Here is a 17,910-nt window from a genome sequence, read left to right as displayed (position 1 = left end):
TGTTATATTGACTTGTCCGAAAACTTATATAACTTATAAACTTACAAACTCATAATAATATGAAAAAAGGAATATTATATATGTTACTGTTCGCAGTTGCTCACGTTGTAACTGGATGTTCAGATTTTCTGGCAGAAGAGAACAAGGTAGATATAGAAAAGGAGGGTTTCCTTACTACCACTGAGCAGGCGGAAACTGTTTTATTTGGTATTTATCAAACAACTACGGCTGATGCTATGTATGGTTATTATCTGTCTTTCTATTTCAGTATGGGAACAGACTGCGAACAGGCTGAAGGAAATACTACTAATAACTGGCGTATGCTACCTGCAAATGCCTACCCGACAACACAGTCGGAAGTACAGCAGGCTTGGCAGTATCTTTACATAGGTATTTATCGTGCCAATGATTTTCTTGAAAGAATATCTGCAGTGTATGATTCATTTAATGAAAAGGATAAACAATTGATAACTGTTTATATGGCTGAAGCAAGAGCCTTAAGAGGATTGTTCTATTTTGAACTTGTTCGTCGTTTCGGTAATATTCCTCTTATTACTACTACAGCAATGTCTTATATGGACCCAAGAGAGGCTACACAAGAAGACCCTGCTAAGGTTTATGAGTATATTGAAGCCGATTTGAAGTATGCTATGGAGAATCTTCCTTGGGCTACAGAAGATTCTTATCGCAAAGATAACAGCTTCCGACTCTCAAAAGGTGCAGTTATGGGATTGTTGGCAAAAGTGTATGCAACATGGGCAGGATGGCCGGTAAAAGATACAAGCAAGTGGGAATTGGCTGCAAAAACAGCCGGAAATCTGATTATGTCTGGAAAACATGATTTGCTCCCTGAATTTGAACAGTTATTGGCTAATACATGTAACGGAACATGGAATCCGACAGAAAGTCTTATTGAGATAAGTTTTTACTCACCTACTTATAAGAACTCAAGTGATCCAAGTGGACGTATAGGAAAATGGAACGGTGTGAAAACTACTGCAATAGCAGGTAAAAGGGGTAGTTGTGCCGGAAATGAAAAAGTTGTACATTCCTTTGTGCTTGACTGGAGAGCTGAAGACGGTGTTGGTGTAGGTGCTCCTAATGGAACAAATTCTGACGGATTGGTAGATAAAAGACGTGACTTGTCAATTGCTAATTACAGGTATGATAATAGTCTTGGTGATGGTCCGATATTTTGGGCAGCTGAAAAGACTAACAATGTTTATGATCCGGTAAAAAGTGAAGCCAGTGATTTAGATCCTGAAAAACGCCAGAAAGAAAAACAAAACTATACTCCTGCAAAATGGGATATAGAAAAATATGTTGAAACAGGATATTTGCTAAATAATGACCAGTCAAATGTTAATTGGTATGTATTGCGTTATGCAGATGTCTTACTTATATATGCTGAGGCACTGAATGAATGGAAAAACGGTCCAACTAATGAGGCTTATTCTGCAGTGAATAAAATACGTCGTCGTGCTTATGGAGTAGCTGATACTTCGCATGACCTTAAAACTGGTATGGGTGTTGAAGAATTTCGTCAGGCTGTTCGTAAGGAACGTAAATATGAACTTGCTTTTGAAGGACACCGTCGTCTTGATTTGGTACGTTGGGGTGTATATTACGAAACAGTTATGCAGACACGTAAGGATCAGGATGAATGGTGGGGGGCAAGTGCTAATTATGTAGTTGCTGAGTATACCAGAAAAGGACAGCATGAACTCATGCCAATCCCACAGCGTGAAATGGACCTTTGTACAAAATTTGAGCAAAATCCAGGTTGGAAATAAGTTGAAAATATCAGGTACATTGGGGTGTTTAAGCCCCAATGTACAATAATGATATTTTTTTACACAGAATTATCACTTATAAATGCTTTGGCGATAGCATAATGTACATTATTGTAACTGCATTTTATGTATAAACAATATCTTTGTAATGCTTCGGAAATGATAAGTGATAATTCTTTTTATATAATATGATAAACCAAATTTTACCTATGAAGAGAAATTACTTTATTGCTGCTATCGCTGCGTTGGTTATGGCGTCGTGTGGCAATACACAACAAAAAGAAGATTATAGTTGGATTAAAACATCGTTGGACAGATCGGCTTCACAGCTTCTGCTGACTGCACATGAAATAGACGGTACAGGCAAGTCGCCTCGTTCAATTCATGTTGGTTATGATATGGATTTTCTGGTAAGACAGTTGGAGAGAGATACTGCTACTTTTGTGGATTCATTGCGTAAGAAGCCTACTCCGGAGATGGAGGGCAAACGCAGATTGTGTAGCGTTTATGATTGGACAAGCGGTTTCTATCCCGGCTCATTATGGTATGCTTATGAACTTACCGGTAATAAGGAGTTAGAAACAGAGGCTGCAAAATATACTAATCTGTTAAACCCGGTACGTTATTATAAAGGTACACACGACTTGGGATTTATGATTAATTGCAGTTATGGCAATGCACGTCGTCTGGCATATTCTGATACTATCGATGCTGTTATGGTTGAAACTGCTGATAATCTTATTGGACGTTTTGATGAAGGTACTTCATGTATCCGCTCATGGGATTTCGGTACTTGGAATTTCCCTGTTATCATAGATAATATGATGAATCTTGACCTGCTGTTCACTGTAAGCAAAATGACTGGTGATGCCAAGTATAAGGAAATTGCATTGAAGCATGCCGACAAGACTATGGCTAATCATTTCCGTCCGGACTATACTTGCTGGCACGTGGTAAGCTATAATAATGATGGTTCAGTGGAACATAAGCAGACTCATCAGGGAAAGAATGATGATTCATCATGGGCTCGCGGTCAGGCTTGGGCTGTTTACGGATATACATCATGCTATCGCGAAACAGGTGACAAGAAGTATTTGGACTTTGCTGTTAATGTGGCAGATATGATAATGGACAGAGTGAAAACAGACGATGCTATTCCTTATTGGGATTACGATGCTCCTGTTACAGAGGAAACTCCTCGTGATGCTTCTGCTGCCGCTGTTACTGCTTCTGCACTGATTGAAATGAGCACTATGGTGGATGACGGACAGAAATATTTTGATTATGCAGAGAAAATACTTAAGAGTTTGTCATCTGATGCATATCTTGCAAAGGAAGGAGAAAATCAGGGATTTATATTGATGCATTCTACAGGTTCTCTTCCTAACGGTTCGGAAATAGATGTTCCTCTTAACTATGCGGACTATTATTATCTTGAGACTTTGCAGAGATATATGAAACTTAAAGGTATTGAATATAAGAATTTATAACCATGAAAATATTTGCTTTTAAAAATCTGGCTGTTTCGGTAGCGTTGGCTTGTTCCGTATGTACGGCTGCTGCGCAGGAGTTAAAAACAGAAGTGTTTGATTTTCTTAATCTCGATTATCCGGGATTGGAAAAAGTAAAGGAATTGCATTCTCAGGGAAAGGATGCCGATGCGGCAAGCGCGTTGCTGGAATATTATAGGGCACGTAAGAATGTCAAAGCACCTGAAATAAATGTTGATAAGATTACGATAAGTAAGGATGAACAGAAGTGGGCAGATGAGGCTTTGGAGCATACTTTCTTCTCGCATAAGGGTTATCAGCCTTCTTTCAACTACGGTCAGGATATCGACTGGCAGTATTGGCCTGTAAAAGATAATGAATTGCGTTGGCAGTTGCATCGTCACAAATGGTTTACTCCGATGGGTAAGGCCTATAGATTGAGTGGTGACGAGAAATATGCGAAAGAGTGGGTTTTCCAGTATATGGACTGGATAAAGAAAAATCCATTGTTGAAAATAGACAAAAAAGAATATGAACTGGTAAACGATGGAAAACTGAAGGGTGATTATGAGAATATGCGGTTCGCATGGCGTCCTCTGGAGGTTAGTAACCGTTTGCAGGACCAGACATCACAGTTTGTATTGTTCTTGCCGTCACCTTCGTTCACTCCGGAGTTCTTAACCGAGTTCCTCCTGAACTATCATAAGCACGCTTTGCATATTATGGCAAACTACTCTGATCAGGGTAATCACCTGTTGTTTGAGGCTCAGCGTATGCTGTGTGCAGGTTCTTTCTTCCCTGAATTTAAAGAGGCTGCCGAGTGGAGACGTAGCGGTATAGACATTCTGAACAGAGAAATTGGCGTACAGGTTTATAAGGATGGAGGGCAATTTGAACTTGACCCTCACTATCATCTGGCTGCTATCAATATTTTCTGGAAGGCATTGGAACTGGCTGATATGAACGGTTACAAGAAAGAGTTCCCACAGTCTTATATCGATACAGTGGAAAGTATGATAATGTTCTATATGAATATTTCTTTCCCTGATTATACAAATCCTTGTTTCAGCGATGCTAAGCTGACAAGCAAGAAAGAAATGGTCAAGAACTATAAGCGTTGGCTTAAGACTTTCCCTGAAAACGAGGCTATCAGATATATGGCTACACTGGGTAAGGAAGGTAAACTGCCTGAAAATCTTTCTATCGCTTTCAAGGAGTCAGGCTTCTTCGTGTTCCGTAACTCATGGGGTATGGATGCTACGCAGATGGTGGTAAAGGCAGGTCCTAAGGCATTCTGGCATTGCCAGCCTGATAACGGAACTTTCGAACTTTGGTTTAATGGCAAGAAACTGTTTGCTGATTCAGGTTCATATGTATATGCGGGAAATGGAGAGGTTATGGAATGGCGTAACTGGTTCCGTCAGACTCGTGTGCATAATACATTGACTCTTGGTGGCAAGGATTTGGAAACTACTGATTCAAAGACACTGCTTTGGCAGCCTGAAGGTAATGTACTGATGTTGGTTACAGAAAATCAGAGTTACAAGAAACTGAAACACCGTCGTTCTGTATTTTTTGTTGATGGCAAGTATTTCGTTATTGTAGATGAAGCAGTGGGAGATGCAAAAGGTTCTGTCAATCTGAATTATCAGATGCCTCGTGGAAAGGTAAACAACAGTCGTGAGGATATGACTTTCGTGACAGCTTTTGAACCGGGCAGCAATATGAAACTCCAGTGCTTCGGTCCTGACGGCATGACAATGAAGAAAGAAGAAGGATGGTTATCTACTGAATACAGGAAGAAACAGAAAAGAATGAATGTTTCATTCAATGTAAAGAAGGAGACTAACGATCCGGTAAGGTATATCACTGTTATCTGCCCGCTTAAGGACAGTGCTGATGCGCCGAAGATTTCTGCCAAGTTCAAATCAAAGAAATATGATGAGAAAGGACTTGAGGTGGAAGTTAAGGTTGACGGTAAGAAACAGGTGTTGAAATACGGATTGTAATAATGGAAAAACTGATATATAATGCGCTGTTCCTGTCAGTGGCCGGAATGTCTTTGGCAGGCTGCGCTTCAAAAAAGAATACACGTGAGGATAAAAGGCCGAACATAATATTCATTATGACGGACGACCATACCACTCAGGCTATTTCATGTTATGGCGGCAACTTGGTTCAGACTCCAAATCTTGACCGCCTGGCACATGAGGGAATACGCATGGACAGATGTTATGCCACTAACGCATTGTCCGGACCGAGCCGTGCCTGTATCCTTACCGGAAAGATGAGCCATATAAATGGTTTTACTGACAATGCGAGCAGGTTCAATTCGGACCAGCCTACATTTATCAGTCTTCTTCATAAGGCTGGTTATCAGACAGGCATTGTGGGTAAATGGCATCTTATTTCCGAGCCTAAGGGCTTTGATTACTGGAGTATCCTTACAGGGCAGGAGGAACAGGGTGATTACTATGACCCGGATTTCAATGAGAATGGAAAGCATATTGTCGAGAAAGGATATGTTACGGATATCATAACTGATAAGGCCATAAAATATATTGATGGTGTTGATAAGAACAAGCCTTTCTGTCTGATGTTCCATCATAAAGCACCTCACCGCAACTGGATGCCTGCTCCGCGTCATTTGGGACTGTTCAATAATACGGTATTCCCGGAACCAGCCACTCTCTTTGATGATTACAAAGGACGTGGCCGTGCATCGAAGGAGCAGGATATGAGTATAGAACATACCTTTACTGATGACTGGGACTTGAAGCTTCTTACACGTGATGAAATGTTGCGCGATACTACCAACCGCCTGTACAAAGTGTATAAACGTATGCCTGAGGAAGTGCAGGATAAATGGGATGAAGTATATGCACCGCGTATAAAGGAATACCGTAGTGGTAAACTCACTGGCAGCAATCTGGTAAGTTGGAAATATCAGCAATACATGCGTGATTATCTTGCTACGGCTATGTCGGTGGATGAAAGTGTAGGGCGGTTGATGAAACATTTGGAAAGTATAGGTGAACTTGACAATACTATTATAGTATATACATCTGACCAGGGATTTTTCCTTGGAGAGCACGGATGGTTCGACAAGCGTTTCATGTATGAAGAAACACGCATGCCGTTGCTTATACGTTATCCACGCTCCATTACTGCAGGAAGTGAGAGTAAAGCTTTGTGTATGAACATAGACTTTGCACCTACTTTCCTCGATTATGCCGGTGTAAAGATACCAGAAGATATGCAGGGACGTTCGCTTCGTTCCATTCTGGATAATGGAGGTAAGCTTCCGGACGACTGGAGAGAATGTACTTATTATCATTATTATGAATATCCGGCAGAACATTCGGTGAAACGTCAGTATGGAATTCGTACCGACCGTTATAAACTTATTCATTTCTATAATGATATAGACGAATGGGAACTTTACGACCTTGCTGAAGACCCGGAAGAAATGAATAATGTATATGACGATGCTTCATACGCAGAAGTGAGAAAGATGATGCATGAACTGCTTGAGAAAGCTCAAAAAGAATATGCAGATACAGATCCGGATGAAAAAGTAAATGTGCTGTTCAAAGGTGACAGAAGAGTAATGGATAGAACTCATTAAATTAATAATTAATAATTAAGAATTGACAGTTAATATGAATTTATCGTCCACTCATTATTAATTGTTGATTCTTAATTCTTCATTTTCAATTCTTAATTCTTAATACTAATGGATAGAAGAGATTTTCTAAAGGTCTCAGGCTGGTCGTTTCTTGGTATGGCAGCTTCCGGCAGCCTGCTCGGTTCATGTGTGCCGGGTTCAAAGGAAGCAAAGAAGATAATGCCATCTGCCTCAAAGTTTAAGATGTATTGGGGCGACCTTCATAATCATTGTAATCTTACTTACGGCCATGGAGATATGCGTGACGCCTTTGAAGCTGCAAAAACTCAGCTTGATTTCGTAAGCGTCACTCCTCATGCTATGTGGCCTGACATTCCGGGTGAGAATGACCCTCGTCTGAAATGGGTTATTGATTATCATACAGGTGCATTCAAGCGTTTAAGACAAGGTGGCTACGAGAAGTATGTGGCAATGACCAATGAATATAATAAAGAAGGAGAATTCCTTGCATTCATAGGTTATGAGGCACACAGTATGGAACATGGCGACCATGTGGCGTTGAATTATGACCTTGATGCTCCTTTGGTGGACTGTACTTCTATAGAAGACTGGAAACAGAAGGCACGTGGACATAAAGTGTTTATCACTCCACACCATATGGGATATCAGACTGGCTACAGAGGATATAACTGGGACTTCTTTACTGAAGGCAAGCAGACACCTTTTGTGGAAATGTATTCACGTCATGGACTTGCTGAATCAGATCAGGGTGATTTCCCGTATCTTCACGATATGGGACCTCGTCAGTGGGAAGGTACAATTCTGTGCGGTCTTGAACGCGGTTATAAGTTCGGGCTTATGGGCTCTACAGACCAGCATTCCGGTTATCCTGGTAGCTACGGTGACGGACGTATAGGTGTGCTTGCACCTTCTCTTACACGTGATGCTTTGTGGAATGCTATGGAGAACCGTCACGTATGTTGTTCTACCGGTGATAAGATATTGATTGATTTCCGCCTGAACGATGCGTTTATGGGTGACGTTGTGAGAGGAAACCAGCGTCGCATATACCTGAATGTCGAAGGACAAAGCTGTATTGACTATATTGATATTATCAAGAACGGTAAGTTGCTTGCACGAATGAATGGTCCAATGAATCCACTTGCTCCGGCCGGAGATACAGTACGTTGTAAGGTGAAGGTAGAGTTCGGATGGAACCGTGAGGAAAGATATGTAGCATGGAACGGTGCGTTGAGCATAAACAAGGGACGCATCCTGAGCGTGACTCCATGTTTCCGCGGTGCGGCATTTACTTCGCCACAAGAGGGTGAACACGAATTCCATACTCATGTGAACCGTATCCTTTCAACAACAGAGAAGTCAGTAGAACTGAAACTGTTCACAACCAAGAATCCTAACACAGTAACTCCTGCTACTCAGGCTGTTATTCTTGAACTGGAAATGCCGAAGGATGGAATCCTTTCTGCCGATTTCAACGGAAAACATTTTGAACACTCTTTGGGAGAATTGCTTGCCGGTTCACGCAGTCACTTCATGATTGGATGGCTTAGCGAGGCTATACTCTTCAACAGGGCAATGCCTGAAGATTGCTATACCATAGAACATTATATGGAGGACAACGAACCTGAGAGAGATACAGACTATTATTATGTCAGAGTGCGTCAGAAAGACCAGCAGTGGGCTTTCAGTACTCCTATATGGGTGGAGAGAGTTTAATATGAAAAGGTACGCTATAGGAATAGACCTTGGCGGTACGTCTGTGAAATACGCCTTGATTGATAATGAAGGCGTATTTCATTTTCAGGGACGTATTCCGTCGAAGGCTGATGTATCGGCTGATGCAGTCGTAGGTCAGATTTTGTATGCAATAAATGAAGTGAAAGCATATGCTGCTTCCGAAGGTTTTGATATAGACGGCATAGGTATAGGAACTCCCGGAATAGTAGATTCTACATCGCGTATTGTCATGGGTGGTGCAGAGAATATCAAAGGATGGGAAAATGTACATCTTGCGGATATCATAGAGAAAGAAACAGGTCTTTCTGTCATGGTAGGCAATGATGCCAATATGATGGGGCTTGGTGAAATACGTTTCGGTGCGGGTAAGGGGATGACGGATGTAGTGTTCATTACTGTAGGTACGGGAATAGGTGGTGCTGTGGTTATTGGTGGAAAGCTGTTTGGCGGATATGCCAACCGTGGAACAGAACTTGGTCATGTTCCATTGATAGCAAATGGTGAGAAGTGTGCATGTGGGGCTACAGGATGTCTTGAACATTATGCTTCAGCCTCTGCCTTGGTAAGAATGTTTGTATCAGAAGCTCCTGCATATGGCTATACTATTCCGGATGGTGGGGCAGATGGAGAACTCATAGTCCGCCTTTATAAAGAAGGTCACCCGTTGGCTGTGGATTGTTTGCGCAGACATTGCCGATATCTGGGACAGGGAATAGCCGGTTTTATAAATATCTTCAGCCCACAATTGATGGTAATAGGTGGAGGTATTTCCGATGCCGGACAGTTCTATATAGATATGGTGAAGGAAGAAGCATTCAAGAATGCAATGGCTGACTGTGCTGTAAATACGGATATTGTTGCTGCCGGATTAGGCAATAAGGCCGGTAGTCTGGGAGCCGCATCAATGGTATTCGATGCCGGATAGTATATATATTGGTGATATGTTCCTTGTCCTAAATCTGTAATTTATACATGTTTAGGACAAGGAATTCTTATTTGTTTATTATTCCTCCTCCAAGAACTATATTTTCTCTGTATAATGCAGCAGCTTGTCCCGGGGCGATAGCTGCTAAAGGCTCATGAAGCTTGACATGCAACAGTCCTTCACCGGTCATTGTAACAGTACATCTATTGGCCTGCTTGCGATATCTTATTTTTACTATTACATCATCCTTGCCCAACAGAGATTCCGGATTTATTATATTCCAGTCTGTAAGCCACATTTCGTCTTGTTCGAGCGAAGACAGTTTGTCGCTTATTACAACTTTGTTTTCTTCAGGGAGAATTTCTTTTACGAACAATGCCTTGTTCATATAAATACCCAATCCTCTCCGTTGGCCTATTGTATAAAAGGGATATCCTTCATGTTTTCCTATGTTATTCCCGTCTTCGTCACAGAATATGCCGGGCTTGATGGAGGCAGGACTGACATTCTTGCGTAAGAAACTTCTGTAGTCCATAGGACAGAAGCATACTCCGAGGCTGTCTTTCTTTGTTGCGGCTTTCATGAAGCCTCTTTCTGCCGCAATTTCTCTTACCCTTGTTTTTGTTATATTTCCTAATGGAAGCAACATACGTTCCATAATGTCCTGCGGAAGTCCCCACAGAAAGAAGGACTGGTCTTTGTCTGGGTCAGAACCATTTTTGATATGCCAATATCCATCGCAGAACGTTTTCTGAACATAATGTCCTGTGGCGATATGGTATATTCCTTCCTTGTCTGCTATTTCTTTCAGTATCGGCCATTTCAGGTAGTTGTTGCACAGGGTGCATGGTACGGGAGTTCTTCCGGACATATACTCCTTTATGAAATAGTCTATTATGTATTCCTTGAATTTATCTCTCAGGTCGTATGTGATGTGACGTATGCCAAGTCTTTGGCATAGATTATAAGCGTCGTCAAGATATTCTGTATTGTTGTCTTTTTCGTAGAATCTGAATGTGACACCGGTCACTTCGTAACCTGCATCCATAAGTAACATGGCAGCTACAGAACTGTCCGTTCCGCCACTCATTCCTAAAAGCACTCTGTTGTTCGTCTGCATAATAAATATATGTATAATCTGCCGTTTTGACGTAAGGGCATAAAAAAAGGAGTACCGCTGTACTCCAACCTTTGTTAACCTTAAATCTAATACTATGAAAACACAGTACAAAGGTACGGACTTTTTCTGAACTTGCAAGTTTTGTGTGCGAAAACTTGTGTTTTATAACACTATTTAATATAGAGATTGTGAGTTATACACTTATTAAGGTTTTGCTCTATATTCAAGTGGTGTCATTCCCGTATGTTTTTTGAAATATCTTGCGAAGAATGACTGGTCAGGGAAATTTAATTCATATGAAATGTCCTGAATAGACATATTCGAGTATTTAAGCATTATCTTTATTCTTTGTATGGCATGTTTGTCTATTATATATTTGGCAGATTTGTCAGCTACGTTTTGTGTAATAGATGACAGATAGCGCGATGTGATGTGTAATTTATCTGCATAAAAGCCCACTTTTCTTTCTTTGGGGCAGAAATTATGTATCAGATGAATGAATCTGATGAACAGTTCTTCTTTTCTCCCTACTTCCTCCGATTTGTCTATTTTGAAAAGAGTTCTTGTTTTGTCGTACACATCCAGCAGGAAACTCTGGATATTGTTTTTGAAGATTTTTACTCTGAAACAGTTAGTCTTTTCGTTGTAGAAATCTTCCATGGCTTCCACCAGATAATTCATCTTGTTTATTCTTTTCTCTCCCAACTGTACGCAAGGGTATTCTTTCAGGAAGAAAGTAAATGAAGGTTCCAGTTGTGCTGTTGCTTCATCGTAAACTTCGTGTTTGAATATTATATATGATATTCTGAAGTCATCACTGTTGCTGATATTGTGGACTATACTTCTGGCTATTATGATTAGCTGCGTATTGGCCACGATTTCATACGGAATAAGGTCTATTTCTATGAGTGCCGTACCTTTTCTGCAAAAGATAATTGTGTCAACGTCAACTTTCATTGTTTTGCCCGGTGGTAGCCATTTGTCCTTGTCTGCTCCTGCTTTGAAAATCTCGTCATCCGGTAGCTGAAGTATATGCATATGGTTTCAATTTTGTTAATAACAATTTATATCAATAAAAAATGCATAGTAAAATTAGTATCAAATATTTCAAATCAATAATATATTGCGTTGCTTTTTTATTATTTATCCTTCGTTAAATAAAAAATATTTAAGCTCTTAATAATGTATAATGCATGTTGCGAGTTCCGATTTTGAACAATTGTGCTGTAAAAAAGAAAATTAACGTTTCTCGCAATTAACTTAATTTTGCCACGAATTTTAAAGTAAAAAGATTTATATGGTAACAGTAAACAAAAAATGTTTGCAACTGATGGGAATAGTTGGTTGCGCAATGTGGTTCGCTTCGTGCGGACAAGCCCCAAAAGGAGAAATGCAAACCGGTGGTTATGAAACAATGGTGGTGTCGAAGGCTGATAAGGTGGTAGAAACAGATTATTCTGCAACAATCCGCGGACGTCAGGATATCAATATCATGCCACAGGTGTCAGGAACAATACAGAAATTATGTGTAACAGAAGGTGAAAAGGTAAGAAAAGACCAGGTTCTTTTCATTATCGACCAGGTACCTTACAAGGCTGCACTTAATACAGCTGTTGCAAATGTAAAGTCTGCACAGGCGGCTTTGGCAACCTCGGAATTGACGTATAACAGTAATAAGGAACTGTTTGCCAAGAAAGTAGTATCAGAATTTACTCTCAGAACTTCCGAAAACCAGTATCTTACAGCGAAGGCACAGCTTGCACAGGCTGAGGCTCAGGAAGTAAATGCAAGAAACAATCTTTCTTATACTGAGGTCAAGAGCCCAAGTAACGGTGTTGTCGGTATGTTGCCATACCGTGTAGGTACTCTTGTAAGCCCTTCTATGGTTGAGCCTCTGACTACCGTTTCTGATAATTCTGAAATGTATGTTTATTTCTCAATGACAGAAAATCAGGTACTTGGCATGGTTCGTGAATATGGTTCTGTGGATGAGGCAATAGCTAAAATGCTGGAAATCTCACTGGAACTGAATGACGGTACCACATACGCAGAAAAGGGAAAGATTGAATCAATCAGTGGAGTAATAGATACACAGACTGGTACTGTAGGAGTACGTGCTGTATTCCCTAACGAGAAAGGATTATTGCTGAGCGGTGCTTCCGGAAGAGTGTTGATACCAAGTACATACAGCGATTATATAGTGATACCTCAGGAAGCTACTGTTAAACAGCAAGATAAGATTTCTGTGTTTAAGGTTGTTGACGGCAAGGCTGTGACAACATTAATTAAGGTTGCCGCTTATAATGACGGACGTGAATATATCGTGCTCGAAGGTCTTAATCCTGGCGATGAGATAGTAGCTAAGGGCGCAGGTCTTCTTCGCGAAGGAACTCAGGTGAAATAATCAAACAGAGTTGATGTGACTTTAATTAAGAAAGAATAGCAATGAAAGGAAATATATTTATAAAACGACCGGTGATGGCTATTTCCATCTCCATCGTGATTTTGTTGGTGGGATTTATCTCACTCATATCTTTGCCGGTAGAACAGTATCCTGATATAGCTCCTCCTACAGTGGTGGTTGATGCTACATATACAGGTGCCAGTGCCGATGCGGTAATGAACAGTGTTATAATGCCGTTGGAAGAGAGTATAAACGGTGTGGAAAACATGATGTATATCACTTCTACTGCAACAAACTCCGGTTCGGCTACAATACAGGTTTATTTCAAACAGGGTACAGACCCTGATATGGCTGCTGTCAATGTACAGAACCGTGTATCAAAGGCGCAGGGATTGTTGCCGTCTGAAGTAACAAAAATCGGTGTCTCTACAGCTAAAAGACAGACAAGCTTCCTTCAGATTAACTCGTTGGTTAGTACAGACGGTAAGTATGACGAAACATTCCTTGCCAACTATCTGGATATAAATGTCATTCCTGAGATTAAACGTATCGAAGGTGTGGGTGATGCTACACTGCTGGGTGATACATACAGTATGCGTATATGGCTTAATCCGGAACGTATGGCTCAATATGGACTTATTCCTGACGATGTTACTGCGGTGCTTGGCGAACAGAACATTGAAGCTCCGGCTGGTAACCTAGGAGAGAACTCTCCAAATGTATTCCAATATGCGTTGAAATATAAAGGTCGTCTTAAATCGGTAGAACAGTTTGAGGATATTGTGATACGTTCAAATGATGACGGCTCTGTTCTTAGACTTAAAGATATAGCAAAAGTAGAACTTGGACGATTGTCATATAGTTTTCATGGTGAAGTAAATGATCGTCCGGGTGTGACTTTCTTGACCTTCCAGGTTGCGGGTGCCAATGCGACAGAAGTTAATGAAGCCATTACAAAACGACTTGAAGAAATGTCTGAGGCTCTTCCACCCGGCGTTGAATTTGTTCAGATGATGAGTTCAAATGACTTCCTCTATGCTTCTATTCATAACGTTGTAGAAACACTTGTAATAGCAATCATACTCGTTATCCTTGTAGTTTATTTCTTCTTGCAGGATTTCAAGAGTACATTGATTCCTTCTATTTCAATCATTGTTTCTCTTATCGGTACGTTTGCTTGTCTTGTTGCGGCAGGTTTCAGTATCAACATTCTTACCCTGTTTGCCCTTGTGCTTGCTATCGGTACCGTGGTGGATGATGCCATAGTAGTGGTTGAGGCCGTGCAGGAGAAATTCGATTCCGGATACAAATCTCCTTATCTGGCTACAAAAGATGCGTTGAGTGATGTTACTATGGCCGTTATCTCATGTACATGCGTGTTTATGGCTGTGTTTATCCCTGTAACATTCATGGGTGGTACATCCGGTATATTCTATACTCAGTTTGGTGTCACTATGGCTACTTCTGTAGGTCTGTCAATGATATGCGCATTGGTACTTTGTCCTGCTCTTTGTGCCATTATGATGAGACCATCCGACGGACAGAAGAGTGCTAAAAGTTTCAATGGTCGTGTAAAGGCTGCATATAATGCTTCTTTCAATGCTGCTATGAATAAATATAAGAAAGGAGTTATGTTCGCAATTCATCACAGATGGATGGTGTGGGCTGCGCTTATAGTATCAGTAGTATTGCTTGTGTTCTTTATGAAGACTACCAAGACAGGTCTGGTTCCACAGGAAGACCAGGGAACTGTTATGGTTAACATCAGTACATCACCTGGTAGCACTCTTGCTGAGACTGTAAAGGTGCTGGAAAAAGTAAAAGATATCCTGAAGAATACTCCTGAAGTTGATAATTACAGTGCTACATCTGGTTATGGCCTTATTTCCGGTCAGGGTACTTCTTATGCATCATGTATCGTCGATCTTAAACCATGGGATGAACGTAAGGGAGCGGAACATTCTGCTGATGCCGTTCTGGCACGACTGAATGCACAGTTTGCCCAAATCAAGGAAGCTCAGATTTTCTGCTTCCAGACAGGTATGATTCCTGGTTACGGTATGGGTAACTCTGTGGAATTATATATGCAGGATAAGACCGGAGGTGATATGTCTGTGTTCTTCGGACATGTAATGAACTTCCTTGGAGTCCTGAACCAGCGTCCTGAGGTAGCCATGGCATATACTTCATATGCAATGAACTTCCCTCAGATAGCAGTTGATATTGATGCCGCCAAGTGTAAACGAGCAGGAATATCTCCATCGGATGTACTTTCTGCTTTAGGTAGTTATTGTGGTGGTTCATACGTATCAAACTTTAATGAATTCGGTAAGGTATATCGTGTAATGCTTCAGGCATCGCCTGAATACCGTCTTGACGAACAGTCTCTCAATAATATGTATGTACGTAACGGAACAGAGATGGCTCCATTAGGCCAGTTCGTTACATTGAGGAATGTAATGGGAGCTGAAGTCGCAAAACGATTCAACCTTTACAGTTCTATAAATGTAAACGTTAATGCTCAGGCCGGATATTCAACAGGTGAAGTACAGAATGCAATTAAAGAGGTTGCCGCTCAGACTCTTCCTACCGGCTATGGCTATGAATATGGTGGTATCGCACGTGAGGAATCTCAGAGCGGTGGTTCTCAGACAGTATTTATATATATAATATGTGTTGTACTTATTTACCTTATCCTTGCTTGTCTTTATGAAAGTTTCCTTATCCCACTGGCCGTTATTCTTTCAGTACCGTTCGGTTTGATGGGTAGCTTCCTGTTTGCGAAACTCTTCGGACTTGAAAACAATATCTATCTTCAGACAGGTGTGATTATGTTGATTGGTTTGCTGTCAAAGACAGCCATCCTGATTACGGAATATGCTCTGGAACGTCGTCGTAGAGGAATGGGAATTATTGAGTCTGCCTACTCTGCCGCACAAGCCCGTTTGCGTCCTATCCTGATGACAGTGTTGACAATGATTTTCGGTATGATTCCGCTTATGTTTGCAACAGGTGCGGGAGCTAACGGTAACAGTTCTCTTGGTACAGGTGTTGTGGGAGGTATGCTTATCGGTACATTGGCACTTCTATTCGTAGTTCCGGTGTTCTATATCACTTTCGAATACCTTCAGGAGAAAATCCGCAAGCCTATGCAGGTAGAAGGAGATGCACAATTCCAAATGGAACGTCAGCGCAGTCTGGAGGAAAGAAGTGCTTTCAACAACAATGATAAGGTATAATCATTAAACGAATAACACATGAAGAAATTTATAATACTTACTACTACAGCTGCAATGTTAAGCAGCTGTGGTATATATACAAAATATAAACCTGCGGAAACTGTTCCGGACAGTCTGTACGGAGCAAAAGTAGAGGTCGCAGATACTGTGAACTTCGGAAATTCCGACTGGAAGGAAGTTTTCACAGACCCGTATTTGCAGACTCTGATAGAACAGGCCCTGCAGAACAATACAGACTATCAGTCTGCACAACTGAGAATAGAAGAGTCGAAAGCTTCACTACTTGCTTCTAAATTAGCTTTCCTGCCTTCGTTCGCTCTGGCTCCGCAGGGAACTATCAGCAGTTTCGACGGTCAGAAGGCTGCAAAGTCATATCAGCTGCCTGTTACAGCAAGTTGGGAACTTGATATCTTCGGACGCATGCGCAACTCCAAGAAACAGGCCCAGGCACTGTATGCTCAGAGTATAGACTACAAGCAGGCAGTACGCTCTCAGCTGATAGCAAGTGTGGCTAACGTATATTATACGCTTCTGATGCTTGACGAACAGTTGGCATTGTCGCAGGAAACAGAACTTGCATGGAAAGAAACGGTATCTTCTGCACGTGCATTGATGGATGCCGGACAGTATAACGAGGCTGCTGTGTCGCAGATGGAAGCTACATATTACAGTGTACAGACATCTGTAATCGACCTTAAGGAACAAATCAACCAGACACAGAACAGTCTGGCACTCCTGCTTGCAGAGACTCCACGTGATTACGAACGCGGAAAACTTGCAGACCAGCAGATGTCTGAGGATTTGTCTATAGGTGTACCTTTGCAGATGTTGTCCAACCGTCCTGACGTACGTTCGGCAGAACGCTCTCTTGAGGCAGCGTTCTATGTTACCAACCAGGCGCGTTCAGCATTCTATCCGTCAATCGTTCTTAGCGGTACAGCCGGATGGACTAACCTTGCGGGTTCTATAATAGTAAATCCTGCCAAGTTTATAGCCAACGCAGTAGGACAGCTCACTCTGCCGTTGTTCAATCGTGGACAGAACATAGCCCGGCTTCGTATAGCCAAGGCTCAGCAGGAAGAAGCAAGTCTGGCTTTCCAGCAGACATTGCTGAATGCAGGAGCCGAAGTAAACGATGCGCTTACAGCATATCAGTCGTGCAAGTCTAAAACAGATTTGTATCAGAAGCAGGTTACTGCTCTCGAGAATACAGTAAGAAGTACATCTCTGCTTATGGAGTACGGAACGACCAATTATCTTGAAGTCCTTACCGCTCGCCAGTCATTGCTTAACGCACAACTCACACAAGTGTCAAACCGCTTTATGGAGATACAGAGTGTTATAAACCTCTATCAGGCTCTCGGTGGCGGAAGAGGGGAATAATCATATAGCTCGTTTGTCCGAAATAAAACGACGAAGCGTTTTGTTTCGAATGACGAAGCGTTTTGTTTCGAATGACGAAGCGTTTTTTTAAATGTAAACACACACAATCATTTCATATAAGTAACTATTCAAAATTAATTTTATATATATGAGTAATTCACAAATAAGTT

Annotated in this window: 11 protein-coding genes; 9 read left to right on the top strand and 2 right to left on the bottom strand. The window is 41.3% G+C overall.

Features of this window, described 5'->3' with window-relative positions; genetic code table 11:
- Positions 1–59 precede the first annotated feature (59 nt).
- The 6 genes from QZ379_RS04955 to QZ379_RS04930 all read left to right on the top strand — a co-directional run bounded on the left by QZ379_RS04955 (position 60) and on the right by QZ379_RS04930 (position 9,594).
- Positions 60–1,793: a RagB/SusD family nutrient uptake outer membrane protein gene (locus QZ379_RS04955; RefSeq protein ID WP_291558915.1), complete on the top strand. Its 1,734-nt coding sequence runs from the start codon at positions 60–62 to the stop codon at positions 1,791–1,793.
- A gap of 209 nt (positions 1,794–2,002) precedes the next feature.
- The gene (locus QZ379_RS04950) at positions 2,003–3,283 is read left to right on the top strand and encodes a DUF4995 domain-containing protein (protein ID WP_291558912.1); all 1,281 of its coding nucleotides are present in this window, start codon (positions 2,003–2,005) and stop codon (positions 3,281–3,283) included.
- 2 nt (positions 3,284–3,285) lie between these two features.
- Positions 3,286–5,292, top strand: a complete 2,007-nt coding sequence (gene hepC / locus QZ379_RS04945; protein WP_291558910.1) for a heparin-sulfate lyase HepC — start codon at positions 3,286–3,288, stop codon at positions 5,290–5,292.
- Between the two features lie 2 nt (positions 5,293–5,294).
- A complete protein-coding gene (locus tag QZ379_RS04940) occupies positions 5,295–6,911 on the top strand; it encodes a sulfatase (protein ID WP_291558907.1) in 1,617 nt (538 codons plus the stop codon).
- 108 nt (positions 6,912–7,019) lie between these two features.
- Positions 7,020–8,648 carry a Tat pathway signal sequence gene (locus tag QZ379_RS04935; protein ID WP_291558905.1) on the top strand — a complete coding sequence of 543 codons (1,629 nt, stop codon included), beginning with the start codon at positions 7,020–7,022 and terminating at the stop codon, positions 8,646–8,648.
- Position 8,649: 1 nt separating this feature from the next.
- Positions 8,650–9,594 carry an ROK family protein gene (locus tag QZ379_RS04930; protein WP_291558903.1) on the top strand — a complete coding sequence of 315 codons (945 nt, stop codon included), beginning with the start codon at positions 8,650–8,652 and terminating at the stop codon, positions 9,592–9,594.
- Positions 9,595–9,661: 67 nt separating this feature from the next.
- Here the strand turns inward: QZ379_RS04930 and mnmA are convergent, their stop codons facing one another.
- The gene (mnmA, locus tag QZ379_RS04925; RefSeq protein WP_291558901.1) at positions 9,662–10,714 is read right to left on the bottom strand and encodes a tRNA 2-thiouridine(34) synthase MnmA; all 1,053 of its coding nucleotides are present in this window, start codon (positions 10,712–10,714) and stop codon (positions 9,662–9,664) included.
- A gap of 204 nt (positions 10,715–10,918) precedes the next feature.
- Complete coding sequence (locus QZ379_RS04920; protein ID WP_291558899.1) at positions 10,919–11,752, bottom strand: helix-turn-helix domain-containing protein; 834 nt, start codon at positions 11,750–11,752, stop codon at positions 10,919–10,921.
- Positions 11,753–12,011: 259 nt separating this feature from the next.
- On the opposite strand from QZ379_RS04920, the gene QZ379_RS04915 reads away from it, so the two are divergent.
- From QZ379_RS04915 to QZ379_RS04905, 3 genes are read left to right on the top strand one after another with little or no spacing between them, the layout of a single operon-like run.
- The gene (locus QZ379_RS04915) at positions 12,012–13,118 is read left to right on the top strand and encodes an efflux RND transporter periplasmic adaptor subunit (RefSeq protein ID WP_291558897.1); all 1,107 of its coding nucleotides are present in this window, start codon (positions 12,012–12,014) and stop codon (positions 13,116–13,118) included.
- A 41-nt stretch (positions 13,119–13,159) separates the two neighbouring features.
- A complete protein-coding gene (locus QZ379_RS04910; RefSeq protein WP_291558895.1) occupies positions 13,160–16,357 on the top strand; it encodes an efflux RND transporter permease subunit in 3,198 nt (1,065 codons plus the stop codon).
- Between the two features lie 18 nt (positions 16,358–16,375).
- Positions 16,376–17,740 carry a TolC family protein gene (locus QZ379_RS04905; protein ID WP_291558893.1) on the top strand — a complete coding sequence of 455 codons (1,365 nt, stop codon included), beginning with the start codon at positions 16,376–16,378 and terminating at the stop codon, positions 17,738–17,740.
- The last annotated feature ends 170 nt before the right edge of the window (positions 17,741–17,910 follow it).

This window comes from Bacteroides sp. (assembly GCF_019417265.1).
In the GTDB taxonomy this organism is placed as follows: Bacteria; Bacteroidota; Bacteroidia; order Bacteroidales; family Bacteroidaceae; genus Phocaeicola.
Note: the sequence above shows the minus strand (reverse complement) of the source record. Positions and strands in the feature narration are given on the sequence as shown.

What these genes read in the sequence shown, in the direction of transcription:
- QZ379_RS04905 (WP_291558893.1), top strand. Translation starts at nt 16,376, where the DNA reads ATGAAGAAATTTATAATACTTACTACTACAGCTGCAATGTTAAGCAGC.
- QZ379_RS04955 (WP_291558915.1), top strand. Translation starts at nt 60, where the DNA reads ATGAAAAAAGGAATATTATATATGTTACTGTTCGCAGTTGCTCACGTT.
- QZ379_RS04950 (WP_291558912.1), top strand. Translation starts at nt 2,003, where the DNA reads ATGAAGAGAAATTACTTTATTGCTGCTATCGCTGCGTTGGTTATGGCG.
- QZ379_RS04920 (WP_291558899.1), bottom strand. Translation starts at nt 11,752, where the DNA reads ATGCATATACTTCAGCTACCGGATGACGAGATTTTCAAAGCAGGAGCA.
- QZ379_RS04910 (WP_291558895.1), top strand. Translation starts at nt 13,160, where the DNA reads ATGAAAGGAAATATATTTATAAAACGACCGGTGATGGCTATTTCCATC.
- QZ379_RS04940 (WP_291558907.1), top strand. Translation starts at nt 5,295, where the DNA reads ATGGAAAAACTGATATATAATGCGCTGTTCCTGTCAGTGGCCGGAATG.
- mnmA (WP_291558901.1), bottom strand. Translation starts at nt 10,714, where the DNA reads ATGCAGACGAACAACAGAGTGCTTTTAGGAATGAGTGGCGGAACGGAC.
- QZ379_RS04915 (WP_291558897.1), top strand. Translation starts at nt 12,012, where the DNA reads ATGGTAACAGTAAACAAAAAATGTTTGCAACTGATGGGAATAGTTGGT.
- QZ379_RS04930 (WP_291558903.1), top strand. Translation starts at nt 8,650, where the DNA reads ATGAAAAGGTACGCTATAGGAATAGACCTTGGCGGTACGTCTGTGAAA.
- QZ379_RS04935 (WP_291558905.1), top strand. Translation starts at nt 7,020, where the DNA reads ATGGATAGAAGAGATTTTCTAAAGGTCTCAGGCTGGTCGTTTCTTGGT.
- hepC (WP_291558910.1), top strand. Translation starts at nt 3,286, where the DNA reads ATGAAAATATTTGCTTTTAAAAATCTGGCTGTTTCGGTAGCGTTGGCT.